General features: G+C 36.7%; 30 protein-coding genes, 1 pseudogene and 1 riboswitch. Of the genes and pseudogenes, 3 read left to right on the top strand and 28 right to left on the bottom strand.

The genetic code is table 11. From position 1 onward, the window contains the following. Window position 1: 1 nt before the first annotated feature. The 23 genes and pseudogenes from ehuC to QPK24_RS10305 form a co-directional block, all read right to left on the bottom strand. A complete protein-coding gene (gene ehuC, locus QPK24_RS10410) occupies window positions 2-655 on the bottom strand; it encodes an ectoine/hydroxyectoine ABC transporter permease subunit EhuC (RefSeq protein WP_213535112.1) in 654 nt (217 codons plus the stop codon). A 1-nt stretch (window position 656) separates the two neighbouring features. Further along, window positions 657-1511 carry an ectoine/hydroxyectoine ABC transporter substrate-binding protein EhuB gene (gene ehuB / locus QPK24_RS10405; RefSeq protein WP_407082973.1) on the bottom strand — a complete coding sequence of 285 codons (855 nt, stop codon included), beginning with the start codon at window positions 1509-1511 and terminating at the stop codon, window positions 657-659. Window positions 1512-1858: 347 nt separating this feature from the next. Continuing rightward, window positions 1859-2002, bottom strand: a riboswitch (cyclic di-AMP (ydaO/yuaA leader). A gap of 708 nt (window positions 2003-2710) precedes the next feature. Continuing rightward, complete coding sequence (locus QPK24_RS10400; RefSeq protein ID WP_160037225.1) at window positions 2711-3064, bottom strand: hypothetical protein; 354 nt, start codon at window positions 3062-3064, stop codon at window positions 2711-2713. Window positions 3065-3458: 394 nt separating this feature from the next. Next, entirely contained in the window at window positions 3459-4367 is a 909-nt protein-coding gene (locus QPK24_RS10395) for a phosphotransferase (protein ID WP_285748448.1), read from the bottom strand. Between the two features lie 260 nt (window positions 4368-4627). After that, window positions 4628-5158: a phosphotransferase-like protein gene (locus QPK24_RS10390; protein WP_285748446.1), complete on the bottom strand. Its 531-nt coding sequence runs from the start codon at window positions 5156-5158 to the stop codon at window positions 4628-4630. A 180-nt stretch (window positions 5159-5338) separates the two neighbouring features. Continuing rightward, a complete protein-coding gene (locus QPK24_RS10385; protein ID WP_285748444.1) occupies window positions 5339-5794 on the bottom strand; it encodes a GNAT family N-acetyltransferase in 456 nt (151 codons plus the stop codon). Between the two features lie 298 nt (window positions 5795-6092). Further along, complete coding sequence (locus QPK24_RS10380; protein WP_285748442.1) at window positions 6093-6722, bottom strand: hypothetical protein; 630 nt, start codon at window positions 6720-6722, stop codon at window positions 6093-6095. 188 nt (window positions 6723-6910) lie between these two features. Next, window positions 6911-7384: an HIT family protein gene (locus QPK24_RS10375; RefSeq protein ID WP_285748440.1), complete on the bottom strand. Its 474-nt coding sequence runs from the start codon at window positions 7382-7384 to the stop codon at window positions 6911-6913. A 79-nt stretch (window positions 7385-7463) separates the two neighbouring features. Further along, window positions 7464-8723 carry a serine hydrolase domain-containing protein gene (locus QPK24_RS10370; protein ID WP_285748438.1) on the bottom strand — a complete coding sequence of 420 codons (1260 nt, stop codon included), beginning with the start codon at window positions 8721-8723 and terminating at the stop codon, window positions 7464-7466. A gap of 244 nt (window positions 8724-8967) precedes the next feature. Beyond that, a pseudogene (locus QPK24_RS23580) lies at window positions 8968-9165 on the bottom strand (undecaprenyl-diphosphate phosphatase); the annotation flags it as partial. Next, the gene (locus QPK24_RS10365) at window positions 9159-9572 is read right to left on the bottom strand and encodes a YwqG family protein (RefSeq protein WP_407083006.1); all 414 of its coding nucleotides are present in this window, start codon (window positions 9570-9572) and stop codon (window positions 9159-9161) included. The pseudogene QPK24_RS23580 and the gene QPK24_RS10365, both read right to left, overlap by 7 nt. 251 nt (window positions 9573-9823) lie before the next feature. Then, a complete protein-coding gene (locus QPK24_RS10360; RefSeq protein ID WP_285748434.1) occupies window positions 9824-10036 on the bottom strand; it encodes a hypothetical protein in 213 nt (70 codons plus the stop codon). 280 nt (window positions 10037-10316) lie between these two features. Continuing rightward, window positions 10317-11051 carry a WecB/TagA/CpsF family glycosyltransferase gene (locus tag QPK24_RS10355; protein ID WP_285748432.1) on the bottom strand — a complete coding sequence of 245 codons (735 nt, stop codon included), beginning with the start codon at window positions 11049-11051 and terminating at the stop codon, window positions 10317-10319. Between the two features lie 154 nt (window positions 11052-11205). Continuing rightward, window positions 11206-11775, bottom strand: a complete 570-nt coding sequence (locus tag QPK24_RS10350) for a GNAT family N-acetyltransferase (protein ID WP_285748430.1) — start codon at window positions 11773-11775, stop codon at window positions 11206-11208. Between the two features lie 376 nt (window positions 11776-12151). Next, window positions 12152-12502 (bottom strand): VOC family protein, encoded by a 351-nt coding sequence (locus QPK24_RS10345; RefSeq protein WP_285748428.1) that lies wholly within the window; start codon window positions 12500-12502, stop codon window positions 12152-12154. A gap of 231 nt (window positions 12503-12733) precedes the next feature. Continuing rightward, on the bottom strand, window positions 12734-13315 hold the full coding sequence (locus tag QPK24_RS10340) for a GNAT family N-acetyltransferase (protein ID WP_285748427.1): 582 nt from the start codon (window positions 13313-13315) through the stop codon (window positions 12734-12736). A gap of 762 nt (window positions 13316-14077) precedes the next feature. Continuing rightward, window positions 14078-14437, bottom strand: a complete 360-nt coding sequence (locus QPK24_RS10335; RefSeq protein ID WP_285748425.1) for a hypothetical protein — start codon at window positions 14435-14437, stop codon at window positions 14078-14080. Between the two features lie 277 nt (window positions 14438-14714). After that, window positions 14715-15263 (bottom strand): peptide ABC transporter substrate-binding protein, encoded by a 549-nt coding sequence (locus tag QPK24_RS10330; protein WP_285748423.1) that lies wholly within the window; start codon window positions 15261-15263, stop codon window positions 14715-14717. Between the two features lie 228 nt (window positions 15264-15491). After that, entirely contained in the window at window positions 15492-16031 is a 540-nt protein-coding gene (locus tag QPK24_RS10325; protein ID WP_285748421.1) for a DUF4362 domain-containing protein, read from the bottom strand. Window positions 16032-16302: 271 nt separating this feature from the next. Beyond that, the gene (locus QPK24_RS10320; protein ID WP_285748419.1) at window positions 16303-16545 is read right to left on the bottom strand and encodes a hypothetical protein; all 243 of its coding nucleotides are present in this window, start codon (window positions 16543-16545) and stop codon (window positions 16303-16305) included. 220 nt (window positions 16546-16765) lie between these two features. After that, window positions 16766-17008, bottom strand: a complete 243-nt coding sequence (locus tag QPK24_RS10315; RefSeq protein WP_285748418.1) for a hypothetical protein — start codon at window positions 17006-17008, stop codon at window positions 16766-16768. Continuing rightward, the gene (locus QPK24_RS10310; RefSeq protein ID WP_285748417.1) at window positions 16977-17309 is read right to left on the bottom strand and encodes a nucleoside deaminase; all 333 of its coding nucleotides are present in this window, start codon (window positions 17307-17309) and stop codon (window positions 16977-16979) included. The genes QPK24_RS10315 and QPK24_RS10310 overlap by 32 nt, the downstream gene beginning before the upstream one ends. A gap of 673 nt (window positions 17310-17982) precedes the next feature. Continuing rightward, a complete protein-coding gene (locus QPK24_RS10305) occupies window positions 17983-18129 on the bottom strand; it encodes a DUF3006 domain-containing protein (protein ID WP_225229212.1) in 147 nt (48 codons plus the stop codon). A gap of 374 nt (window positions 18130-18503) precedes the next feature. On the opposite strand from QPK24_RS10305, the gene QPK24_RS10300 reads away from it, so the two are divergent. Both QPK24_RS10300 and QPK24_RS10295 read left to right on the top strand, forming a co-directional pair. Next, window positions 18504-18977 (top strand): peptidoglycan-binding domain-containing protein, encoded by a 474-nt coding sequence (locus QPK24_RS10300; RefSeq protein ID WP_191799805.1) that lies wholly within the window; start codon window positions 18504-18506, stop codon window positions 18975-18977. 12 nt (window positions 18978-18989) lie between these two features. Then, window positions 18990-19601, top strand: coding sequence for a hypothetical protein (locus QPK24_RS10295; protein ID WP_191799804.1), 612 nt, complete (start codon window positions 18990-18992; stop codon window positions 19599-19601). 641 nt (window positions 19602-20242) lie between these two features. Here QPK24_RS10295 and QPK24_RS10290 read toward each other — a convergent pair. Beyond that, entirely contained in the window at window positions 20243-21031 is a 789-nt protein-coding gene (locus tag QPK24_RS10290; RefSeq protein WP_285748409.1) for a class I SAM-dependent methyltransferase, read from the bottom strand. 504 nt (window positions 21032-21535) lie between these two features. Between QPK24_RS10290 and QPK24_RS10285 the strand changes: the two genes are divergently transcribed. After that, entirely contained in the window at window positions 21536-22174 is a 639-nt protein-coding gene (locus tag QPK24_RS10285; RefSeq protein ID WP_285748407.1) for an NUDIX domain-containing protein, read from the top strand. A 758-nt stretch (window positions 22175-22932) separates the two neighbouring features. Here the strand turns inward: QPK24_RS10285 and QPK24_RS10280 are convergent. The 4 genes from QPK24_RS10280 to QPK24_RS10265 form a co-directional block, all read right to left on the bottom strand. Next, window positions 22933-23427 (bottom strand): DUF4825 domain-containing protein, encoded by a 495-nt coding sequence (locus QPK24_RS10280; protein ID WP_285749252.1) that lies wholly within the window; start codon window positions 23425-23427, stop codon window positions 22933-22935. Between the two features lie 994 nt (window positions 23428-24421). After that, the gene (locus QPK24_RS10275) at window positions 24422-24553 is read right to left on the bottom strand and encodes a hypothetical protein (RefSeq protein WP_285748405.1); all 132 of its coding nucleotides are present in this window, start codon (window positions 24551-24553) and stop codon (window positions 24422-24424) included. A 21-nt stretch (window positions 24554-24574) separates the two neighbouring features. Further along, window positions 24575-24808 (bottom strand): hypothetical protein, encoded by a 234-nt coding sequence (locus QPK24_RS10270; protein ID WP_285748403.1) that lies wholly within the window; start codon window positions 24806-24808, stop codon window positions 24575-24577. Between the two features lie 6 nt (window positions 24809-24814). Continuing rightward, window positions 24815-25372 carry a hypothetical protein gene (locus QPK24_RS10265; protein WP_285748400.1) on the bottom strand — a complete coding sequence of 186 codons (558 nt, stop codon included), beginning with the start codon at window positions 25370-25372 and terminating at the stop codon, window positions 24815-24817. Window positions 25373-25742: the final 370 nt, after the last annotated feature.

Here is a 25742-nt window from a genome sequence, read left to right as displayed (position 1 = left end):
GTTATAGCCTCCCCGTTGTCAATTTCCGTTCAAGTAACCGAACAGCAATAGAAACAAGTGTAGCTATAACAAAATACATCAGCAGAAGCAGCACCAAGATCTCCGTTGTAAAGGAGATATAGTTATTGCGAAGCACCATCGCCTGATAGGTGAGATCTGCCATCGTAATGAAATAGACGAGAGAGGTTGACTTAATCAATTCCACCATCTGGTTCCCGAAAGACGGCAGCATTTGTAGTGAAGCTTGAGGAAGAATGACATGAGATAACCTTTGCCAGGGTTTCATATTTAGTGCTATAGCAGCCTCCGTCTGTCCTTTCGGAACTGCAAGCACTGCGCTTCGGACGATTTCTGATCCGTATGCTCCGAAGTTAAGTCCTATGGCAAGAATAGCTGCTAACATCTTCGGAAGTTCAATACCGATAAATGGAAGAGCAAAGTATAACCAGAATAATTGAACCAGCAGGGAAGTTCCGCGAAAGACCTCAACATAAATCGCTGAAATGGTACGTAGAATCCAAAGTTTCGATAGCCTGAGTAAACCGGCAATAAAGGACACGATGATTGCTAATATGGATGAGAAAAAAGCAACCAAGATCGTGATTTCCGCTCCTTTTAATAACGAAGGAAGAAAATCAATCCATGAATTCGGCATGTTATTCTCCGCAAAGCGCAGCAGCTGTCATATCGCCTGGAAGCTCATCCTCTGTGAATCCAAACTTTTGCAATATTTCGAGTAACTCGCCTGAGTCTTTCATTTTTTGAAGTTCTGCATTATATGCCTCTTGAAATTCAGTGTCTGCTTGACGAAAAGCTGTCGCCCCATATCCGCGAACACTCTCACCATCAACTGTAGGTTGGGTGAAGTCAGCAACACGCTCAATTTTATTATCATTGGCCGATTCGAGCATTGCCTGAAGTGATGGCCCCGTCATCGTTATAGCCTGCACCCGGTCAGCTTGAAGTGCGCTTATAGCTGAAGCTTGGTCAGGAACTTGAATAATGCGATCCGAGGGAATACCAGACTTTTCTAAATACTCGATTTCAACGGCACCAGTCATGACAGCGACTTTTGCTTCCCCGTTACTCGCGATACCTTCGTAACTTACAAGTTCTAGCGGATTCCCCTGCTTAACTGCAAGTGCTTCTCCAATGCTATACTCCGGGTCCGCGAATAAGACTGCAGAACAGCGATTAGGATTAATAAACATTCCCGCTGTAATAAGATCAAACCTTTTAGCTTGCAAGCCGGCTACTAATGAACCAAACTCTGTCAGCTCACCTCTCATCTCCTTCACGCCGAGCCGCTCTAGAATTACACGGGCTATTTCAACGGCTTCTCCTGTTAGTGTTCCATCAGCCTCTTTGTATGCGTATGGCTTTTCATTTGCAAATCCTACGGTGATATAACCTCTCTCGATCGCCTCGTCCAGCGGACTTCCACTTCCACTACATGCCGCTAGAGATATTACGAAGATCAAGGACATCACTAGAACAAAAACTTTTCTCAAGCATTCCACAACCTTTCTCCGTTTCTAGATTTTAAAAAATGACACAACTAATAGACCAAGTAAACTTACATTTTTACTTGGATTTAACACTCGAAAATGTCTTTATCTGCTTACTTGAAACAGAAAACTTGACCCAAGTGTGCTCCGTACCTCCCCTCCAACTCAAGCACATCTTCACTTGTCAAAATAAGTACCCTTGGAAAGCATTGCCTCAGTAAACGAAAAAAGACCTCCAAACAGGGGATGAAGACATAGCTCCGCCAGCAGGGGGTCAGTAAACAAAGACAAAGGCCCCTATAATTAATGAATAAAGGGCCTTTGTTATGTGAATTTATTATGTATGTATTAAAGGACCCATCCACTGCTGACGAGGTTAGCTGACGGACTCGGGTAAGATGGTACCCTACACATGGATTCATGTGACTCGCCCCTGAAAACTGGTTCCCCCGCTCTCCAGAAAGTGCTTCCTGAAAACTAAGCGTGAGTCCATAATAAAGGGATATTTTGGAAATGTCAAACCAGTTATGAGTATTTTTGGTGATAATCAATTGTTTTAACTAGGTTTAAATATTGGATAATAACTGAATTTTTCATGTGCTTTTACGTCATTTTAAACGTTGTATTAGACAAACTATAAACAGAGAGAATTCAGCTATATAGCAAGCATTTATTGAAGGAGAAGAATAATAAAAGGAGACTCTACTTTACGTCTTTTTATTCGCTTTAGAATTCGGGTCAAAAAGACCAAAATCCAGCCTAATAAATTTCTTTTTAGAAACTGTTTATTGCTGTTCGGAGGAACGTTTCTTCAATGAAAGAGGATGATGCTTTTTGGTGAACTGCTCATACAACGTGCATGTGAAGAAGCCGAGCAGCTGATCAGAAGTACATTTTCATCTCATCCGATCTGGGGTTCAAAACTAATTATGATTAAGCCTTCTCCATAATAAATGAAAACTGCAGGGTAGGAACACGAGTAAAACAAACATTTTTTTCAAAATGACTTCCTCCATGTTAAGTATTATATAAATATGAACGAGTTGAGAGAAGAATGGTTGCAAACAAGAAGTGATGTAAAATCATGTTGAACTGCCCAATATCTTAAAGAAAAAGCAACCGGTCTATTGATCGGTTGCTTACTTTTTCTTCTTGAACTATCGTTTCTCCGTTAGTTCAAAGAACAGTTCATCAACAAATTATCACTTCACTCTTTCGGAAATATTTTTACTTATTTCTTCAGGATTTTCAACACCAATGATCAACTTCGATATTTTGAACTTACCAACTTGAAAGCTATTCAAATCTAAATGAAGAGTTTTAAGCTCATTTTCAAAAAAGTGCAGTTGATAACCACCCTTTGCTCTAAATAACCCATTTCTCATTCCTCCTAATAAAGCACCATATAGTTTAAAAGCATTTGGTATCGGTCTACCTGTTGTTATTCCCTTAATTGAAGAGTATGGAATTTGCAACCCTTTATCTAATTTTAAAAAGGGTGAGTTTCCAAGGTCGATATTTATGTAGGTTTCCATTAATTGAATTTTACGTTCCATATTTTGAATCCTCCATTTTCAAATAATTCATTTAATTTTACAACCCATAATTACATATAATACGACAAAAACCTCTTTTATCCTTAAAAGTCTAAGCTCTGCCCGTTAGCTTAACGCACACCGCCAGTCTACAACTTTATTTTCTCAGTTTATCAAGACCTTAATTTAAGAAAGATAGATATATTAAAGGGTTTCACATATTAGTCATGACTAATATGTGAAACCCTTTATGTTCAACTATCGTTTCCTATTAGCGCAACGACTTACACGGTTGAATTTCGTGTTCCTCAACATAAAGCGGCATCAGAGAAGGCGGATCGTACCTTTTCGCGACCTTTAAACGACAAAATGGTGCCGATAGCCATAGCCCCGTAGCTGCAACGAAATAATGAGCCTAATCCGACAGTGCCCGCATGATGTTGGATTTCGCCTCTGCCGCGATCGCTTCATTCCCGTCATCGACCGCTTGCATTAAGATCAGTATGGGGATGTATACCGCGATCAGCCGCGCCAGCAGCTTCGTTTCCTCGTCCGCTCCTCCGTACGTTTCGAAAAACACGCCGCGAGCGTAAGGGGGTAAAAAGCTATAAGCAACGCTCAAATCGCAAGCCGGATGGCCTACGCTCAGATCGCCCCAATCAATGATGCCGGAAACGATCCCGTTCTCATTCACAAGCATATTTTTGAAATGAAGATCGCCATGTAGCAGTACATTCACCGCCTCGACACGGTCCTTTTGCAGCCTGCTAATATACGCTTCGATCACACCGGACTCCTCCGGCGACAAGTGTTCGACCACCTTCGATAGAAAGCCCTCCAGTTTCACTTTGCGCGATGCTATGTCCGTCAAGTTTCTATGATCTTGCTGAACTCCGCACTTCAGCGCCGCCTGCACCGGAAACTCATGCAATCTCCGCAAAAATTTCGCCAACGTCTCTGCCGATAATACCCGGCGTTCTTCCGTCAAGCCGATCGGGAAATCTCCTGGCACGTAAGCATAGCCAAGAAATGGTGCCGGGTATTCGTCACTTGCTTCGCCATAAAACAACGGTTTCGGATAGGGGATGGTCATATATGCCTCCAGCTTCGGCAGCAGCTTCCCTTCCATACGAATCGAGCCAACTGCAATCGTTCTTCTTGGAAACCGGAACACGTACTCGTCACCGATGAGAAAAACCGTATTGTCCCAGCCCAATCGCTTCACTTGCTTCGATGACAGCTGAGGGAATTGTCTGCCTATCAGCATTCGCGCCTGCTCTTCGTTAACCTCCCACTCCGCATCCCATACATTCGTTTCCCCCATGAATTGTCTACCCCTAATTAATTTATTTTTGTGTAAGAGTCCAATTGCTTCAGTTCTAATTAAGGAAATGAGCGCTTCTAAGCTCCGCATTCATCTTTTACCCTCCAAAGGCTTAAATATGGTCTCAATATCCTTCACCACCAACATACTACCATACATTGGGACAATTCTACCCTTTCGTTTAATAAAAAGGCAGCCAATCGCATTGATATCGGCTGCCTTTTAACTAATCAAAATCGTTTTCATTTAACTTAATGCGATTAACCTTCAGACCTAACAATCAAACTCAAACAATTTAGAATCGAATCTGCACATTCTTCTGGAGAATTTATGTGTGTGTTGACAGTACAGTCGTACTGTATATCTTTTGCCATAATTTTGTTTTGCCAGTCTGATTGATCTTCAGTTCTATCTCCACGTTCCATATTTCTTTGGCGACAAATCTCCAAAGGACAAAACACTTCCACCATATAAAAGGGGTAACCCGCATATATGTTCTTAACTTTTTCATAATGCGGTTTTAACTCAGGTCTTTCTACCAAAATACCATCGATAAGCACATTTTTACCATGGTCAGAAAATAGTTTGGCGGTATGATACATCATAATTATTGCATCACTTAGATATTTCCAATAATCTTCTCGTAGATAGTTTTCGCCAATTGTATTTTCAAAAAGATCGTTTGCAACAACATAAAAAAACTCATCCGATTTTAACTGAATAGCATCTACTATAGATGTTTTTCCTGAACTGGTTACTCCATTCAAAAACACGATTTTTCCTTTGTTCATCTCTTGTTCCCCTATTCGTTCAATATAAATACACTTTAACAGTTTCATTCTATAAATAGGATTGAGAAAACAATTATAATTGAACTATCCTGAACATTAGCTTAAAGAAAAAGCAACCGGTCGTTTGAGCGGCTGCTTACTTGTTATTATTAAACTGACGTTTCCCGTTAGATGAATGCACTATTTACTGAGTATAAGCTTCATACCATCATGACTAGCAACAAATCCAAGTCGTTCATAGAACCTATGGGCATCTTTACGTTTTTTATCTGTTGTCAGTTGAATCATCTCACAACCTATTGTTTTAGCCTCATTAATTGCATAACGAAATAACGACTCACCCACACCTTTGCCTCGATAATCCTTGTCAATACGAACACCCTCAATTTGGCCTCTTGTTGCACCTAATCTTGAAATCCCGGGAATAATAGTAAGCTGAAGGCAACCTACAACTTCGTCCTGATCCATAGCAACGATTATGGAATTACCTATCTGTTGTTCAATCTTTGCGAACGCCAGAAAGTATTCTTTTGGCAGTGGTTTTTCATAACGTTCTCGGCTAGCACCTAATTTATCGTCCGCTAATAACCGAACAATTGCAGGAAGATGCTCCACAGTTGCTGTTATAAATTCCATAAATACCTCCAATTCTAAATTGAATTTCTATAATTTTCTGTCTTGTATATCCTCATGTAAACATTGGACTAGTTTCTTTGAAAAAAATCATTAAACCAACTGAGATAGTAGTGAGTATTCAAACTTAATTACCTCCATATGTACTATTTAGATTCATCCATTCTTAACGATAAAACATATTACTCACGCTAGAAAGGTGATCGGTTCTTCGGCCAGTTCGTACCTATACTCTAACCAAACAGTTAATCGACCATTTATTGTTCTAAAGTTTCCTTTAGTTCAAAGCTTGAGCCAGCAGTTAATCATCAAATCGTAAGGTAAACACTAAAGCCCATTCCGTTTCTGCTAATGATTCCTCTGAGAGATCTGCAGTAGATATTTGGTTTGATCTGGTAGCCTGCATTCCAAAAACATTTACAGGTAGCTCCACAGAAAAGGAGTGGGGTTCAGTATGCTGCAGCACTCCCCGTAAGGTTAACTCTTTGTTCCAAGGAAGAGTAACGGTAGATAGACTTGAACCAGAATTCCGAACTTTATTAACTTTTATTATGCTGTATTCATTTTGTCCCTCAAAGTTCACTGTATCAATCGATATGATTATTTCTACTTCGTTACTCCTCTTTTGCTCATCCAAACTATAAAATAAATCCCCTATCGATCCTGCGGTATCTACTTTCTTTCCATTCTCCCAGATGTCTATATCCAAGCTAGCATTAGGTTTACTTCCCTCATATTCTAATTTAATTCCTCCAGACATTGACCCAAGAAAATTTTTAAACTTACCTGCTTCACCATCGAACAAATCGATCGGTGTTAGCTTGATACTAGTAGGTTCCAGATTCTCAGGTGGTACATTTGTTTCTTCGCTTTCTATATTACATCCGGACAAGATAAATAAAAAAATCAGCATGCAGATTTTTAACCGCAATTTTTCAGCTCCTTTTTGCTAAATTCTCCTATATTACATTACTACCTTGCCATACTAGCTTATACCTTAATTATCCCTGATATATTGAATTAACGTTCCCCGTTAACTTGTGCGAGGTAATCAAATCATTTCGAGGGAGCTTAATGCAGGTTTCTCCTACTAGGGTCATCATGTGCACTTCCTAGATCTTATATATTTTCCTGTATCCAAGAACGCAACTTATCAGCATAGAAAGAACGTTCATCAGGATCGGACTCAGAACCCTTTGACAGATATAGTTGATCATTCACATATCTAGGGTAAACATGGAGATGATAATACCACACGTCTTGATTTCCTGCAGGCTCATTATGTTGCCGCGTAGAAATCCCATCACATCCATATGTACTTTTCATTGCAAATGCTGTAAGCTGAGCCGCGCGGTGAATTTCGGCAGCGTAATCCGCAGGGAGTTCAAAGATGTTTTCGAAATGTTGATTAGGAACAACCAGAACATGTCCTTTATTGTTTGGCCACCACTTTCTGGCTATAAATGCCGTTACCTTATCATTCTGATAGATGATATCCCTTTGTTTTGTCCCCTGATTAGGTTGCTCGATACCCCAAACACGACAAAATGGACATTTGTATCCTTCGGGCTTATGTGAAAATAATGCTGTCATCTTTCTCATTCAACTCCTCATCTATCATTTCCCGTTAGTTCGATCATAAATATAAAACCTGAACTACTTGTATACGAATTCAAATTTTTACATACCCGAAAAATGACATCTTTCCCTCTTCATTCTCAGCAATACGGTAAGGATGGATCTGGTCGCAATATCTGCGTGCAAACAATCCTTTGCCAACGGGATAAATTTCAATATGAAGATTACCGGCGAATCTCGTAAAGTATAATTTTCCGTTAATCAATTCAACTTGGATCTTATCTTTCAAGTAAGTTCCGCAATATCCTTTAAGCTTGCTTTCCTCAATGGGAAACTCCTCATGTTTTATCGGATCCTCTACATTAACATGATGCAGAATATCTGACAGATCATTGCCCAGTTTGTACTGATTAATAGACTCATTATTTGAAAGAATGATGATACATATATCTTCATCAAAATAATACTGAATATAGGTACTTATCCCAAGGTGATCTCCTCCATGGGAGTATCGATCGGTGCCATAAACATGATGATGTTCCAACCCATAGGAGTAGTTGTTTTTGTTCACGTTGAAAAATCGAGTGTATGTTTCCTTCGACAAGAGTTTCCCATCCCGCAAACAAACATACCATTTGTACAAATCTTCGCACGTTGAGATAATGGCGCCTGCCCCGATGCTAAATTTCTCGTTATAATACGGACATTTAATAATTTCACCAAAATCATATACATAGTTGTTTGCTCTGTTCTTAATCGTTTTGCATCCATCATCAACATCGCTACTCATCATATTCAGAGGTAGAAATATGTTATTTCGAATATAATCTTCATATTTCTCTCCAGAAACATGTTCAATAACCCAGGCAAGCAAATTATAGTTTGAGTTATTGTAATCATACGCCGTCCCTGGTGGTTTAACAGGCTTCTTATCAACATACCGCCGGAAGAAATCGTTTCGTGAATAATCCGTTTTGTTGTATCCAGCAAAAAAATCATCTTCAAAATTATAAAAATTGTATAACCCAGAAGTATGCGACAGTAAATGATGTATCGTGATCGAATCGTCAATCTTCAAATCGTTAGGGAGATATAATCGTGCGGATTTATCGATGTCTAGCATATGCTTTTCATGTAGAGTCATAATCGTAAAGGCAGTAAACTGTTTTGATATGGAAGCGATGGAGAAGCGTGAATTCATATCGTTCTTCATTCCAAATTCAATATTGGCATAGCCGTATGAGTTTTCAAAAAGCACCTTGTCTTTTTGGATAACTTGCACAACTCCATAAAAATTCCATAAATCCATATATTTGTTGATATATGTTTCTACTTTCAAGTCTATTGCTTGCATCAGTTCTCACTCCTCTAAATCCACTTCTAACCCTCTAATGATAACACCCAAAGTTTAGTTAATCTATAATTTTACATTTATATGAAATTTATGTTAACTTAATAGAAAACAGCCGATCGTATCGATCGACTGCCTTTTTATTTTTATTACCTATCGTTCCCCGTTGGCTTAAACAAACTACTAGAAAATGAGGAGCAATAATCATTATTCAACTATATTATCTATAGCAATTATTCAACACCCATTAGAAAAATACCAGAAGCAACACTCCAACAATGAAGCAATAATATGTAAAATAAATCAGTTTTCCACTTTTCATAATTCCCATAAACCATTTCAATGCAAAAAAGGTCATAAATAGTGTTGTAATAAATGCAGCTAAATATGGAATGGCTAAGTCTACTTTATTCGGTTCATTTAAAAAATCGGTTAAGCCTAATATTGATCTCTGTTACCATTCCAGCCTAACCCCAAACTTTTCAAATAAGCGGACTCAGCAGTTGGTAGAGATATACCCTCCTCATATAAAATCTTGTTCGGCTTCATTATTTCTGAATCAGTTAAATGATTAGGATTAATTCTTCGTGAAATGTTTGAGAGACGTTCTGAATCGATGTAGATCACTCGACATGTGTGAGGATCATTATAAAAGTCATCGTCCTCATACATAGCTTTTGCAGCATAGAAAAAAGACAGCAACCCCTCTTGAGGAAGAGACATATTTACTGGGCAATCTGCCAAATTAATTTGAGCAATAAAAGTCATATCATAATCTTTCCATAATGGCCATTCCATATCATCAGTAAGATCAGGATTACCTCCTACCTTGCTTTCTCCAATAGGAATCATAGTGTCAGATACAGGTTCAAGAAAAAGTTGAGCTGTAGGATAAGCCCAGTTTGCAATGGCATGTCCATATTGGCCCAATCCTACTTGTTCAAGTTGTTTTACTATCGCTTGTTTGTTCAACATTCTATAACCTCCAGTGGGATATCTTCCTATCTAGATTGCATCAATCTTATACACATAGATCTAACGATATAAGTGAAATCCTTCAACTCTGAAATTATTACAAATAACTTTCCAGTGATCTTAACAATTTATCCTTTTTCCTTACGCCTTCTTTTTACTACCAGTATTAGATAAATGATAACGAATAAAATAAGGTAAGCAGTTAAAATAATTCCTAGTCCAACCCAGACACCATTTTCAAAAAGGCTAAAGAATCTCTCCGAGGGTGGGATCAGTCTGAAAACTAACTTGATGATAATGAATGCCATCGCTATTGCAGCAGCGTTCCTTAAATCTTTCATTGATACACCACCTTACTAACAAGGAATACTAACTTATTGCATTAACCGCATTTTATAAAGCAGCAAAATTTATTAAAGCCTTTTTGCTTTACCCTTCCGTTTTTCTTTCCTACTCATTTAGCCATATCTTATAAACAACGCTAAAAGTTAAGGATGAGTTACATGTTAGCTTCAACTGTTGTGCCTGTTTACATGACTAAAAGGGAGCAGCTGCCGACTGGAAAGCTGCTCCCTGCTGTGTTCAACTAACGTTTTTTCGTTAGTCCAATGAAATAACGATTTACTTTTCTCTAAACGTTAGTGCACGAATTGCGAATTTAGGCAGGATCAACTGTCGCTTCCATCTCGAAGGTTGTTGAATCAACCTATAAAGCCATTCCAAATTTAGCTGTTTCCACTTTTCTGGGGTCTCCTTTACTTTTCCTGAAATTACATCAAGACTACCTCCAACACCAATAGCAATCTTCGCATTTAGTTTTGATTTATTCTTATGGATCCATCTTTCTGCATAAGGTGCTCCCAGTGCAACGACTAAAATATCAGGCTGTAAGGTTCCAATTTCTTCAACAATCTTATCTTCTTCAGTTTGTTTAAAGAAACCATGGTGTCTACCTACTATGGAAAGGTCAGAATACTTTTTGTGTATAACCTCACATACTTTTTCATTGGTTAGTGGATCTGCACCCAGAAAATAAAAAGACCATTTCTTTTGGTTCCCCGCATCAAGTAACCTTAACAACATGTCGTATCCAGTAACCCTTTCGGGAAGATTTCCACTTCTTAGACGAGATACCATTACAATTCCAATACCGTCAGCTGTAATCAGACCTGCTTCATCAATTATTGACCGCAACGATGTGTCTTTTTGACAAGCCATGGTGATCTCTGGGTTAACCGTTATTACATGAAAGAGTTCGGGACTATTCTCTTCAATTACATCGGTGAGAACTTCTATTGTACGGTCTAACGTCATCTTCGGGAAATTAACTCCCATAATTTTGGCGTATTTCTCCATATTTGTTTGTCCACCTTCAATAAATTTATTAATTACATTGTAACATGGATATGATTACCAATAACCCCCGCCCATCAGCTCAAGAAAAAGCAACTGATCTATTGATCGGTTGCTTAATTATTCTAATTAAACTATCGTTTTATCGTTAGCTTAACTACTCGTATAATGATCGGAATTCATCTTCGAGAATAGCCATCGTGAGCATATCATAAAATCTCTCATCTAAATACAAGGTATCTCGATGCAACCCTTCTCGTTTAAAGCCGATCTTCTCGTACACATGGATCGCTCTGGGGTTAAAAGTGTAAACGGTTAAATCAATTCGATGCAGGTTTATAGTGTTAAAACCATACCGTAGCATTTGAATGATAGCGTCCGTACCGTAGCCATGCCCACGATGCTGAGTCCCTTGAATTCCAATTCGAATATTTGCACACCGATTTATAGAATCTATTTCGTTTAACACTACCTCACCCAATAGTTCGTTAGTTCTTTTCAAGAAGATTAAAAAATCTACACGATCACTGCTTATGACGCTAATTTTTCTAATCCAAGCGGCAATTTCATCATAAGTGAATTCTCTTTGCGTGCCAGTCAGTCTTAGCTCAGGATCTTGTAAGTAAGTAAAGTAATCATTTAGATCGGACTCCCGAGCAATTCTCAAATAAATATCTTTTCCATCAATTTGAATATCTGTTAATTGTTCTGTCCTGTTTTCTGACATAAAGAACTTCCCCCTAATATTGTAAGTATTAATATTACACTATTCTTCCAATGTAATGCCCGCTAGTTAGACAAAGGTATTTGATAAGCTAACGTGTCCTGACTAGTTCAATAACAGTTATGGTTCGCCTTGAGGCATCTGAATAAAAGAATTAGTAATAATTAAAGCATATTATATTGATCTTTGACCTGGTTTACTGCCAGGAGCCGGCCGCGATGCGGTTAGTCGGTGCGAATGTGTCCGGCTGACTCAGATTCCCTGCAACTGAGAGGCTTCTCCGAAAGCACTCCTATCTCCGACCGGACCGAGGGCGAATGCCCGATGTGTGAATATTCTGTTAGGCGAAGTCCTTTTCTTCTTCAACTTTACATGAAAATCAATATTCTTTTATTTCAATTCTATTTCCCTCTGGATCGATGAGCACCCCAATCGTTCCCCAATTGAATTTATGTACCTCGACTTGAACATCTTTATCCCTTAGCAGTCTTACAGTTCCGTCAATATCATCTACTTCAATCCTTATTACAGTTGGGTTTTGGCCTCTATTCTTCTCAGTCTTATTTGAAATTCCATTGTTCTCGACCATTAAGTAACTTCCACCAAAATCAAGCTTTACAAGTCCTTCTTTTCTCTCTCTAACTACAAGCTCAAGTGTATCGGTATAAAATTGAACATTTTCTTCGTAATTTTCTAAAAACAAAATAAAGCCTGTCTCTTTAATTTGCATTCTGTATCTCTTCCTATCTTTAATGGTTATTGAGTAAGCAAGTTTTTCATCTAACGTTCAGGTATTCACGAACCTCACTGGCTTAGGATATATCTCTTATCTTAGCCAGGCAGGATTGTCTGCTGAATTTACTCTTCGTAATTGCTTCTGCAGACTAGGGGCGAATGCCCCATACGTGAATATTGTGTTATGTGCTGTTACTGCCGTCTAGAATTAACTCTTAAAATTTCTTTAGTCGATATATTTTTCAAAACAAACACATTGATGTTTACGCTTAACAGAATTGAATTGTTCAACATCTTCGCCAACATAATGAGCAAAAGTAGATACGGGATATAACTTTGAAACATTATTTGTAATCCTGTTGTTCATCTCATTTCCTTCAAAATAAATATGAAAATATGATTCTACTAGATTGAATCTCATTTTTCTATACCAATTTAGTACCCAATTATCATCACGAGTCCATGCTTCAAAACGATTTAAATTTTTCTCAATTGCTCGTTTTTCGGCAACTTTTAGTAATCCTTCTCCTATACCCTGACGTGAATAATCAGGATGGACAGCTATATGCCATATCATCCCTCCTAAACCTTTTCCTCTTGAACAAACTGTACTTTCTTGTATTTCATATTCAATGTCTATTAGACCAATAATTTGTCCATCGATTTCAGCAACTAACTCAATTGATGGATTTTCATATACTTCCTTTTTATTTAGAACGTTGTCATAGTAAGCTGTATTTAAAAAAGCAAGCACTCTACAGCTTAACCATCCTTGTTCATCCTCAACTTTATAGTCCCTAATTAACATTCTATCTCTCCGTTCACAACTTTATATTTACGATAGTCAATTGTTTGATACAAACAACAAAATATCGTCTTCTGAACAAGCTCTCTTATACCCATTCTAGAATGAACCATTAACAAGGTGATATTAAACACTAATAAAAAGTATCTACTTTTTATTAATTTATACAGGAATTGCACATAACTTATTATTCACGAACTTTCTGGACAATTCTAGATGTAGGATATTCGGGAAACTTTAGAACTATCCTGCCGGTTTACATAACTAAAAGGAACAACTGCCAACTGGCAAGCTACTCCCTGCTGTGTTCAGCTATCGTTTTATCTTTAGTACAATCAGCTACCTGTGAAAATTATGATAAAATATATTAACTGGAAGGAGAGAAAATATTTTGCTAACCATTATCGGAGTCATACTATTTATTTTTCTTTTATCTATCCCAACATTTAGACTAATAAAGTCGAGAGCAATGGATCATATTAGAGAAAATATTGGATTAACATTGATAGCAGGAGTAACTCTAATCAATCTAAATGATGATATACCTGACATCTTACTTTATTCTCTATTGGTGGCAGCAATAATAGTTTTCCTTTTCTTAGTGATGAAATATGTAGACATAAATCTAAAGATTGATAAAATTATTTTCAATCATACCTGATACAAAAACTGCACTTAGCTTTATTGTAATAAACTAGTGCAGTTTTTCAGAACTAGGTCAACGCTATGATATTTCAACATGTGATTATTCAACTAAACTGCCTGCTAGTTGAGAAACAATCTCTCCGAGATAGTTTTACTTATTTCTTCAGGGTTTTTAACATCAATAATTAACTTTGATATTTTAAATTTACCAACAGGAAAATTATTCAGGTCAAAATGAAGGGTATCAACCTCATTATTAAAAAAATAGAGATGATAACCTCCATTGAATCTGAATAACCCATTTCTTTTTCCTCCAAAAGAAGCACCATAAAGCTTGAAAGCATTTGGTATGGGTCTCCCTGTTGTTATCCCCTTAATTGAAGAGTATGGAATTTGTAACCCTTTATCTAATTTTAAAAAGGGCGAATTTCCAAGAGTGATATTTAAATGATTTTCCATTAATTGAATTGTATGTTCCATTCGTTTAGTCCCACCATTTCATAACGTTCTAGTATTTTTGGAATATATTTACAGATTATACCATATAAAATCTTATTATAAGGATTTATTGAGCTAATTTAACCAAGAAGTGAACATACAACCGAATATTTTTCGGGGTGCATGATGGAATATTACATTATCCTGCCAGTTTGCATAATTAAAAGGGAGCAGCCGCCAACTGGCAAGCTGCTCCCTGCTGTTTTCTACTAACGTTTTATCGTTAGTTGAACAACGTTATTTTTATGCCTAACGAAAATCAACTCACCCAGGTATCGGATGCTTTCGTAACTTGCCATTTGTCGTCTAGATATTCTAGAATGACGGATGTTCCTATCGCACCTTTTGCAGACTTGAATAAGGAACCTTCAATGATAATTTTATTTTCCAAGATTTCCGAGTTCTCCACTCTGAGCAAGATGCCTTCAAGAGAGCGAGCATCTTTCACTCGACCCTCTTTCTCCAATTGTTCTAGAGTGATATCCATTACGTTCACATCGTATTTGCTAAAATGGCGTAAAACCTGATCTTTGTCTTCTTCCGATAGATCCTTCAAGTTACTCATATCGATGGCAATAAATTTCATCTTATCTGTAAGTCCGTCTCCAAGTGATATGAACGCATCTAAAGCAAGTCCATAAAATTCCACCATGTTGGTTTGCAAAGCAGCATCCGACACAACAGCCATTTCCACATTGGTGGTGTTGTCATTACCCGTACGACTTGCAGTATCTTCTCCATCGACGTTTTTGGCACAGGCAGTGAGCAAAGTCATTACAATGACCACAAGCGCTAAATTGATTTTCATTTCATAAGCCCCCTTTATGTGGTACTTCATAGATGAAGACGCAACTATTAAAGTTCCATTCATCTGCCGAATATTTTAAAAAAAGCAACCGGTCTGTCTATCGATCGGTTGCTTACTTTTTCTAATTAAACTATCGTTTTTTCGTTAGTCAATAAAAGACCTTAATCCATTTCCCAATGTTTTAGTAATGCCCAAGAAACGACTCGTTCTTGGATGCTGTATTATTGCTTAAGAAAGATTTTCACTGAAGTAGAAGGTGTTTCCCACATCCTGGGCTTTACAGCCAGTAAGGAGATACACATTAGGGGCCTGCGAATCATCCATTGGCTCTCTCTTTGTGATTCCTCCACAAAGAGTGTTTTGTTTGCCCTTTGTTTGTCCGCCAAAAGCATCCATGGAATCATTATAGGTATATGCGATTTGTTCCCCATTAAAGGAAAGCTCGTACAAAATCGGGTCGCCTTCCGTTGTATATTGGGTAATTCGAATAGCGTCTGCATTTTTTCGCTCTATATTTTCCAAGAAAACTTGCCATTTTTCCAAATTTGAGAATTTTCCGTGCACATTTACAATATCCCCGTTCTCAGCCGCTTTTTCAGGCAAATACGGCTTTTCAACCTTGGGAAGAGTCCTTACCTTTGCATCTGTTGCAGCAACATCGTTCTTTGCTTTATCCGAATGATTTTCATTGTTTTGAGTCGAACAACTTGTAATTAGCACAGCCATTCCGAGAACCATAAAAACTTTAAATAGATCGATAACAATCACCTCCTGCAATATCTAACTTTCTGTCATCAATCCAATAGCCAACGTTTTTTCCAGACTCTATGATCACTATGGCTTTCTGTTTCGGATATGGTTATGGTGCTCCTTTCCTGAGATTTTGGACCAAACAAGGTTCCGAAAGTCATCTTCATTTTTAGGTTTGTCATAATGAAAGACATAATTGTACCAATCACCGCCCAGATTTTTATAGTCATTCACATAGCTGAATTTCAAAGGGTGGGTTCCAATTTATAGTTAGACATATATCCTTAATCTATCTACGTTTAAATGCAGCAATGATTAAATCAATAACTAGACCTATTATGAACCAGCCCACAATATTGATTATATAGATGGTCAAAATTCCATCTATTTGTCGCACAAGGTTATACTCTTCCATAAACATCAAGTGAGGGCTGGTAAAGAACAATAGTAAGTTCTTGTCATCCTTCCCTGTAGCATTCAATAAACATACCAATAGACCAAATATCGATAACCAAAAACTAAATTTCTTCATGAATTTCCACATCCTATGATGTATTTGTATACTAATCATATAGACTATAAACACCTGGAAAAAGTTTCGATATTAAGCCGAAAAATCGGCATCGCGAAGTGAATTAAACTAACCTGCCCAGTATTTAAAGAAAAAGCAACCGGTCTATTGATCGGTTGCTTACTTTTTCTAGTTCAACTATCGTTTTTTCGTTAGTTGAATCGTCAGGTGAAATCTACGTTTAGTAAAGAGCAATATCATTTTTTAATTCTTTATTCCAATGAGTTTCAGTGTATCCTCGTTTGTTATTCCATTCCGCTAACAGTCGTCTTTGTCTAATTTCTAAATCTATGTAAGGAGCAGCAACAATCTCGATGTCACGAAACAACTCATCATAAATTGGTAACTCGCTTGTTGCTTCCTTAAATTTTTTAAATGCACCAATATCTGAATCATTTGCTGCCCAAACTACTTTTTTTATCAAAGATAACACGATTATTCCCCGTACACATTGGGCAAGGTTCACAAGTTGTATATAAGGTTAGCTCATTATTTGGTATAAATCTCTTGCTTTCAAGATTTAATATCTTATTTCCGGCTTTTCTTATCGCATCCACTTCCGCATGAGCTGTCGAATCACAACTTGAAAATACTCTGTTCCTACCTCGGCTTACAATTGTTCCATCTGCATCAACAATAACAGCACCGATTGGAAAAGTACCTTCACCTTTTGCCTTTTCTGCTTCTTCGAAAGCTAATAGGAGATATTCGTAATGTTTGTCCATTTTTTCACATCCTATTTAAATATTTTCTATATGTAGATATTCCTGAAACATATCTTCATTCCTTTAATTTTCACTATATTGAGGGTATGCTTCTCGCTATCTTGCCGAGTATCCTAAAAAGAAAACAACCGATCTATTGATCGGTTGCTTTCTTTTCCTAATTAAACTAACGTTTTCTCGTTAGCTTAATGATCAGCATTTCTTCTTATAATAGGGTTCATCGTATCGTTGGTTGAGCAAAAGCTAAGAGCACCCGATTCGGGTGTCCTTTGACGTCATCGAATTGACGGTCGACAACGATCCAGCAAAAATCGGTATTTGCATAGTTCTAAAAGGGCTCGCTGTATCGATTAAATTGCCAAATAAATTTCAATAATAATATATTATTCTATTTTATTACATAACTTCGTTCATTGCGGTCTTGCTTCAAACCATTTATTTAAAAAAACCTATTCATAACAGCCATTTCTGCAATCAATTCAACTGGTTTAGAAGAAATATCCAAACGGTTAATAACGCTGAACAGAAATCAGATAGAATAAATAGATTAAACCCGACTTCTAAAAGCGTAATCAGGTTTTTACAATAAGTAAACTATAATTGTAGAAATAAATTATCGATCAATCTTCCCAAACATCGTCCATAAGCTTCTCAATTTGCTTCTCTCGTTGCTCTATTTCAGTCGGTTTTGGCTTCCATATGTAACTACATCTCCCACTTTGATAAAAGCATCAACAATGGAATTAGAAACATCATGTGTCTGTCCATCTATTTCGATTACCGCGTAATCACCTTCAAACCGATCAAAGATTCCTTTCATTCATTAACCTCCTTTTTATTTTTTACATCGCAAAAGAGCAGAAGGAAAGCAACATAAAATAGCATTAGTCGCATGGCAAATAAGCTAGTTCATTGGCTTTATGTCATCCTGAAGATCAAAAATCTTTTCGCACTGCCAAACTTTTTTGAATTGGTGTAAGCTTCCAAAAAATGGGTTGGAGGGTTATTTGTCATCATGATTTAAGTTCCTTTTACCGATAATCTTGACAAGATATTAGCTGATATAGATTAAACTTTACAAAGGGTACAGTTTAATCTCTTATTGTATTTTTTTTACTTTTTTTAAAATATATAACTTTTTGCTACTTTCACGTGTTCTAATATATGAAACTATTATTTGGAAGGAGTTAAACTATGTTTAAAAAGAAACTATTAGCAAAGCTTATCCCATTGGCCCTATTAGGTTCCTCGTTGGCGGCGGGTATAGCTTCTGCAAGCGCAGCAGTGGATTTTGCTGGTTTCCCTACACTTAAAAGTGGAAATAGTGGTGGTTATGTAAAGGCGTTACAAGTTAATTTGTACTGCTTTGGGTTACAATCTACAGTCGGAAGTATCGATGGCAGTTTCGGAACAGGTACGTTTAACGCGGCAAAAAGCTTTCAAAGTAGTCACAAACTAACATCTGACGGTATAGTTGGTTCAGGGACTTGGAATAAGATGAGTTCCTATACCATTGTAGAAGTTCCTGATGTAAGTTTCTCTTTATGGACAGGGGAAAGCTCAACATATTGGGCGATGTATGCTAACAAAAATAACAATGCTAATTTGTCCTATCAATTATTGTATAAGAGTAATAACGCCGTCGTTAACTCTGGTAGCGTTTATTAAGGAGGATGAAAAATGAAAAAAACATTATTTGTTGCAAGCGTGGCCACTATTCTTGCAAGTGGAGGATTCATCTACCATTCTTACGCTGATGGGAATAGCATTGCACAAGCTCAAGCTACAACAAGCTCAGTAGTAACTAATCAAGAAGCTCAGTCTTCGCAAGCTGTAAACAATGACGCAACAGTAAATCAAGATACTCAACTGGAAGGAACTGTGGATCTTTCCACAGTGTCGGCTAATGAAATCTTTATCCCTAAATCGGTTCCAGATATATCTTCTGTCACTAAAAGTAATGCGTTACTAACCGAAGGTGAAATATATGCAAGGAAAACAGATATTGGGCTTCAGCTCCGGACATTTTATAACACTCAATCTGGTAGTGAAATTCTCTTTACTCAAGTGCCCGCTACTCTAACTGATGAAGAGACTATTGCAAGTTTAGAAAACTCCTATCATTTGGAACAAGTACAAGTAACCAAAATTAATGATTACACTGCTGCCTATGTAGATGGGGAGAATAGAAAAGTCGTTCATTTAATGACATCGGATCATTTCTATACTGCCTCTACAATAACAGGTACTCTTGATGATGTCATGAATGTTATTGGTCAAATTAAAGAATAATTGAGTCACTACATAAAAGCCAAAGTAACCGACAACGGAACTTTGGCTTTTAAATACTGACTGGCTAGAGCGCCATATTAAAACTAGAGTATAGACATCTTATTCTCTTTATATGTATTTGTATTTTGATAATTACATAAAAAGTTAAATAAAGGGAATTGGGAGCGTTAGTTTATTTTTAGTAGGAGCCAACTATATTGGCAATACTCGGCAGGGGACCAAAACAAAAAAAGTATTCATTGGCAATTTCCCGCAAATCTCTAACCGGCTAGACATCTCCATCAATAATCTAAAGTAATTCTCGAACACTTATGGTGCCTATTGATATATGGGCACCTGTTCTTATATTAGCTCTCTGTTAATGAGATAAACATTCAATCTAGATATGAATTTAATTCTAGTGGTTGTTAAACTATTCTGCCCGTTTGCATAACTAAAAGGGAGCAACTGCCAACTGGCAAGCTACTCCCTGAAGTATTCAACTATCGTCTTTTTTTTTGCGTAATGACCTCACCTGTCATCTATGGTACGGTTCACCGTACTGTATCTAAATACAAAGTACACTTTGACCAAAAAACATCATTATAATATAAGGAAGAACCCACTCCTGATATTGGAGCGGGTTCTTCCTTAGGTTATCCTTATTTTTTCGCTACTATTGTAAATGTTTTAGGTATTCCTTTATCGAACACCTCAGATGAAAGATTAGGAAGCTCCTCCAACACTTTGATTGTTAAACCTTCACTCGCAATAGATGTAACGATCTCACCCAGTGTCCAATTACGTAGATAAACCTTATGAGCATTTTCATTGATATGATCCCATTCGGAATACTTAGAATGGGATACATCCTTTTCAATAAGCGATGTATCAAAATAGTCACCTGTAACCTTATGTTTCCTAATATTGGCTGTTGTTCCCTTTGAGGTTATCAATTTAGTAGAAACAGGGTGAAAGTCTTGCAGAATCATCATTCCACCATCATTAAGAAGACTTTGAACCAAATTAAAAAAAGAGGATAAGTCAGTGAAGTAATGTAGGATGCCAAATTCCATAAATACAAGGTCGTATTGATTTGATAACTCATTTAGGGGTAACTTCAATACATCTGAAACGATATAACTTAATTCAACACCTGCTTGATTAGCTAATTCTGTAGCGTAACGCTTGTTTTCAGATGAGAAATCGACAACCGTTACATTTGCTCCTAAAAGTGCTAAAGCTACTGCTTTATTTCCGTTTGATCCAAGTAGATTGATTATTCTCTTGCCCTCAATGTTCTCACCCATGTATTTGAAAGCTGCTCCAATTCTCTTTAAAGGTTCTTTCTTTATTTTCTCCACAGCTTCCATCGGCGTTCCAAACCGATTAACCCAAGAATCGTAAGTACCAGTGTTCCATGCTTTTTTATTCTGTTGTGTTGATTCCACCAATAAAACCCCCCATATAATTCCTTAAATACCGTTTATTGATTACATTGTATCACCAACCCACTATTGTTTCCATATTTATACAGTAACGAGAGCGTTCAGATTTCATTCTTACATCGTTTAAACAAATCACCTTCTCTATTAAAGAAGGAGTAAGGAAATTATAGGTATCTTCATGAACCTGAGGAGCTTGTCAAAAACTATACCTTTTGACATTGACAAAATGGAGGAAGCGGGACTGTATAGGGCTTCTGATTGCTGACTTCATGTGTTGCGGATACAATGGTAGGACAAATTAGAAACGATCTAGGCGGTCTAAAGAGCTTGTTCAAGGTGACACAGGGTGGGGGTGGTGTACACCACTCCTAATGCTCTTGGATTTGAATAGATGCTATGCACATCGACCGACTAAGCGTTAATTTTAAACCGAAACGATATAGAATGTTTTTCCAATATATAGTAAAGTAAAAAGGGTTTAAAAGAATATAATTTGTGGGGGAAATAATGATAAAACCTAATGTAATGGGAAAAGTCACGTGCTTTATTACTAGGGAGAAAAAGAACAATATTGAACTGCTTCTAATACAACATCCAAATGCAGGTATTCAATTTCCAGCAGGGACGGTTGAGATAAATGAGGATTTTAAACAGTCTGCCTTACGTGAAGCCTTTGAAGAAACTGGGCTAAATGAATTTCTTTCATGTAATTATATAGGAAAACAAGAGTTGAACTTTTCAGGAGATAGATACATCGTTTTTCAAAAAGCAAAGGTCTATTCAAGACCAGACTTATCAAGTTCACATTGGGCTGAGATTAGAAGGGGTATTACTGTCAAACACGAACGCAAGAACGAAAAGTTTGTACAAATCTCCTATATTGAAGGAGATAAATATCCAGCACCAAACTACGTCACTTATCAAATAACAGGTTGGGTAGAGGAAACACAATTAGCATCAACGGTTGAAAGACATTTTTATCATTTACACACAAATAGCGAACTTAGTGAGTGGGAACAGCAAGCGGATAATCATACTTTCAAATTGTTTTGGTCTCCAATTAACAAGTTACCTGAGATCGTGTCGCCGCAAAACGAATGGATAAAATACGTTTCAAATGAATTAAAATATACCTTTCCCATTTAATTTCCCGATATAGTAACAATATTCGAAGAAACCACCCCTTTGTTAGGAGTGGCTTTGTCTTTATATTTTGATGTATATTTTGTGGACAAACTGTACTTTGTGTTTAGATATATTACGGTAACCCATATCATAAATTCAAGATATATTTGTTGCGTTAAATTGCCTCTTTGTATAATAAAAAAGGGCAACTGCCAATTGGCAAGCTTCTCTCCCCTCTATATTCAACTATCATTTTTCTGTTAGTTCAATCATCAAAGTAGAACAATTGGGGAAGTTTGGTATCTTCAAAAGGTGCACTTTTTTTGATATCAAATATCCGCACGATTGTTAACTTTAGCGATCATATTTTACAAGCGATTTCTGCAATCAAGTTCAATATTGAAATACATACAAATAAGCAACCGAAAGCAAGTACTCCTACACTTGCTGAGATAGGTATACACATCATCGAAATTATCTTCCATATTCGGCTTTCCTCTTGCTTTATCTCCTTAAATTCCGAGTAAACTATAGGTAAACTAAAATAAATGCTAATTAGACCTATGATCAGAAAAATAAAAAGATCGATAAACAAATTTCCCGTAATGTTAGTATAAGTGATTGTACACATAGATGCCGTCCTCCGAAGTTCTTAAACCAGTATCTTATTATCAATTAGTTAACTTCTATAGATACACTACAGTATAATCGATCCAATTTAATAGATACAAAAATTTCATTAAAACAACTCTGCCCTTTTAGCAATGGTTTTAACCCCTTTATCTGAATAACTGGTTTAATTTATCATCATCCAAATGTTTTTGTATACATATTTTCATCTCATCTTCATTTTGTATTTCTGTAAAATCTTCTCCATACCAACTTTTCAGTTTCTCTTTCATGATTGTGTATTCTTCATTAGTAAAATTAAACGTTACCCAATCTACATTCTGAATTAATGCAAATAAAAATGTAGCGTTATAAACAACTGTTTTCTTATGATTTTTTTCTGCGTCATTTCCGTCATAGTTCAGAATGATGCCATATGGTTCCTCGTCTGTTTTCAGTTCAAACCCTTTGAATTGCTCGGCACTTTCCACCCTACTTACGATGTTCCCTACTGCACTGGCATTTCCGACATATGCATCTTTAAAATCTAATAAATCACCAGCGTAAGCGTCTATAATTCCTAGCGACTCTTCATTCCCACTTTTTGTATTACACCCGCTCATGATTAAAAATACCAATAGCAAAAAAGATGAAAGCTTTAGCATTTGCTTCACTAATGATAGCCCCCTAACGTAAAAAATCCCTGAAACAAATCTTTTTATAAAATTATTCTTTGGATGGTGCCTTTTTTCAATAGTTAACAATCACATTATTTTTAATCTTTGGAACAGGAAAACAGAAAAAAACAAAACACATGGAAACACTTACACTTATTAGGTAAAATACAATAGAGGTGATTTATATTTTAGAAACATATATGGGTTTCTTTATAATTCTGGCTATCATCCTTCTTGTAATAATTTTCAATAAGTTTTTTATTGGTGGATCAAAGCTGCCATAGTAGCTTATTATTCTTTAATTTCTTATATCTTTATCGTAACTAAAAACAAAATTGATAGGCAATATGAAAATATCCTCCCTGTACCAAAGGCATATTGGGATGAAAATTCGGGCTGGGTTGATACTATCGCCGGCTATTTCTTCCTGCCTATGATAGTAATTCTCCTTTTTATCTATTACAAATGGTTTACTGGAGTGAAGAGCAAGCAAGCTAAGGTATTGATTGTTGTGAGTTTCATCCCATCAGCAGTTATTTTTATTTTCTTGGCTTTTATGTTCGTCTTTTCATACGGATACAGACCATAAGGTTTGTACATTTTTAAGGTATTGTAGTAACTGGTTTGGGTTCCTCATGATCTCAATTAGTTAGCCTTAGATAGTGAAGTTTAATATCTTGTAACGCAACACTTAAATCATAAGCTGCATCAACAGCAATAAATAATGCAATCATACTCGCTAATACAACTACAATTGTACTATCTTTAAGTGTTTTTCTGTTCTTTTTAAACAGTAAAAACGCAATTACTACAACAATTAAAAAGTATAATAACGATATAATAAGCTTCGAATGTATTATTTTACTTTCGCTAACAGCCAACATGTAATCTTCTAATTCATCCTTATTGTCGATACTTTCTTCGCTCGTGGTTACACTTCCTTTGTAACTTACCTTCCATGAGAGTGAATTATCATATTGGCTTACGGTGTACTCCCATAGCCCATGACTTTATCATCTACAATGATTCCTGAATACCCTTGTTCTTTTTCAAGTTGAGTACAAGCCGATAATATTAGAATAAAACTAAACAACACAATCGTAATATATCTCATTATACTAGTCATCCCCTTTAACTAGGCGTAATATCGTTCGCTATTATTCTTTAAAACAGAGCCTAGAACAAAAAGATTATATCGGTTGTATTTTTCTGTATTTAAATCCATCATTTTATAAGTATATAGTGAATTCAACTGGTTCACTGCTTCATCCTGCCGGTTTGCATAGTTAAAAGAACAGCTGCCAACTGGCAAGCTGCTCCCTGCTGTGTTCAGCTGTCTTTTTTCCGTTCGCTTAATAGTTAACTGCACCTTGATTCACTTCTTAACGCATATATACTGACGTTCTTTCCACTCGAATTCATTCCCCAATTGAAATGTGGCTAGGTCAATCAAAAGATCGAGTTCTTTGTTAGGAGCATCCGAAAATCTTCTCTGTCCATGCGCCCAACAGCAATACAGCTCTAAATCCTCACCTATTTCCATATTGCTGTGTAAATAATTGAATAGCTCTACTAAGCATTTTTTGCTTGTTTGGTATAAAATAGGGTGAGAATATTTAATCTCATCATTAATTTTGAAGGAACCCCCTTCGGCGTTCACCTGGTAAACGAATGGATAGCGGAGAAAAGGCGAGAATTGTCCGTTTAAGGGACCGGTTATATATAATCCCGCTGCATCTTCTTCCGTATCATAGACATCCATAAGTTTATCCCCTTTCGGGTATTTCTCTAGCAGTGTTTGCATAAAGCGTTGATCCTTAGCAGCCGGGTTCACATTTTTAATATAATCATGAATAGTCATAACTGTTTTTTTCTGGCCGAATGAGCCTGTCGGCAGCTCATGGCTTGCAGCAATATAGTAAAATAATGTCACCGTCAATCTCATCTCCTATCAGAGTCTATTTATGATAAAGGTATGAATCAAGAAGTGACGAATAATAATTGGTCAATAATTACATTAAGGACTTTTTAGGAGGATCACATGTTTAGAAAATATTTATTGAAGTATCCACTATGGTTTACAGTTATATGGTGTTTGGCTGCTTTAACTGTACTTTTAAATTTGCTGTTTTGGAAAAATATCTTACTAATTCTCTTTTCTCTCATTATTTTATATCTGGCTAACGGATTTCGAACATGGAATAGTAATCGAAAATTATCTCTTGTATCGTTTGTTTTGACATTCGTTTTCTCTTATATCTTTTATCAGTTTTTTACTATGATTATGCTGTGAAAAAGAATAT

Origin of the sequence: Paenibacillus polygoni (genome assembly GCF_030263935.1) — a bacterium.
Lineage (GTDB): Bacteria > Bacillota > Bacilli > Paenibacillales > Paenibacillaceae > Paenibacillus > Paenibacillus polygoni.
This window is presented reverse-complemented; position numbering and strand designations above follow the sequence as displayed.

Bases quoted from the DNA above. Each gene is read 5' to 3' on its own strand.
- ehuC (WP_213535112.1), bottom strand. From the start codon at position 655: ATGCCGAATTCATGGATTGATTTTCTTCCTTCGTTATTAAAAGGAGCG.
- QPK24_RS10400 (WP_160037225.1), bottom strand. From the start codon at position 3,064: ATGGAACGTAAAATTCAATTAATGGAAACCTACATAAATATCGACCTT.
- QPK24_RS10395 (WP_285748448.1), bottom strand. From the start codon at position 4,367: ATGGGGGAAACGAATGTATGGGATGCGGAGTGGGAGGTTAACGAAGAG.
- QPK24_RS10390 (WP_285748446.1), bottom strand. From the start codon at position 5,158: ATGAACAAAGGAAAAATCGTGTTTTTGAATGGAGTAACCAGTTCAGGA.
- QPK24_RS10385 (WP_285748444.1), bottom strand. From the start codon at position 5,794: ATGGAATTTATAACAGCAACTGTGGAGCATCTTCCTGCAATTGTTCGG.
- QPK24_RS10375 (WP_285748440.1), bottom strand. From the start codon at position 7,384: ATGACAGCATTATTTTCACATAAGCCCGAAGGATACAAATGTCCATTT.
- QPK24_RS10370 (WP_285748438.1), bottom strand. From the start codon at position 8,723: ATGCAAGCAATAGACTTGAAAGTAGAAACATATATCAACAAATATATG.
- QPK24_RS10365 (WP_407083006.1), bottom strand. From the start codon at position 9,572: ATGATTCCTATTGGAGAAAGCAAGGTAGGAGGTAATCCTGATCTTACT.
- QPK24_RS10360 (WP_285748434.1), bottom strand. From the start codon at position 10,036: ATGAAAGATTTAAGGAACGCTGCTGCAATAGCGATGGCATTCATTATC.
- QPK24_RS10355 (WP_285748432.1), bottom strand. From the start codon at position 11,051: ATGGAGAAATACGCCAAAATTATGGGAGTTAATTTCCCGAAGATGACG.
- QPK24_RS10350 (WP_285748430.1), bottom strand. From the start codon at position 11,775: ATGTCAGAAAACAGGACAGAACAATTAACAGATATTCAAATTGATGGA.
- QPK24_RS10345 (WP_285748428.1), bottom strand. From the start codon at position 12,502: ATGCAAATTAAAGAGACAGGCTTTATTTTGTTTTTAGAAAATTACGAA.
- QPK24_RS10340 (WP_285748427.1), bottom strand. From the start codon at position 13,315: ATGTTAATTAGGGACTATAAAGTTGAGGATGAACAAGGATGGTTAAGC.
- QPK24_RS10335 (WP_285748425.1), bottom strand. From the start codon at position 14,437: ATGGAACATACAATTCAATTAATGGAAAATCATTTAAATATCACTCTT.
- QPK24_RS10330 (WP_285748423.1), bottom strand. From the start codon at position 15,263: ATGAAAATCAATTTAGCGCTTGTGGTCATTGTAATGACTTTGCTCACT.
- QPK24_RS10320 (WP_285748419.1), bottom strand. From the start codon at position 16,545: ATGAAGAAATTTAGTTTTTGGTTATCGATATTTGGTCTATTGGTATGT.
- QPK24_RS10310 (WP_285748417.1), bottom strand. From the start codon at position 17,309: ATGGACAAACATTACGAATATCTCCTATTAGCTTTCGAAGAAGCAGAA.
- QPK24_RS10305 (WP_225229212.1), bottom strand. From the start codon at position 18,129: ATGAAAGGAATCTTTGATCGGTTTGAAGGTGATTACGCGGTAATCGAA.
- QPK24_RS10300 (WP_191799805.1), top strand. From the start codon at position 18,504: ATGTTTAAAAAGAAACTATTAGCAAAGCTTATCCCATTGGCCCTATTA.
- QPK24_RS10295 (WP_191799804.1), top strand. From the start codon at position 18,990: ATGAAAAAAACATTATTTGTTGCAAGCGTGGCCACTATTCTTGCAAGT.
- QPK24_RS10285 (WP_285748407.1), top strand. From the start codon at position 21,536: ATGATAAAACCTAATGTAATGGGAAAAGTCACGTGCTTTATTACTAGG.
- QPK24_RS10280 (WP_285749252.1), bottom strand. From the start codon at position 23,427: ATGCTAAAGCTTTCATCTTTTTTGCTATTGGTATTTTTAATCATGAGC.
- QPK24_RS10275 (WP_285748405.1), bottom strand. From the start codon at position 24,553: ATGAGATATATTACGATTGTGTTGTTTAGTTTTATTCTAATATTATCG.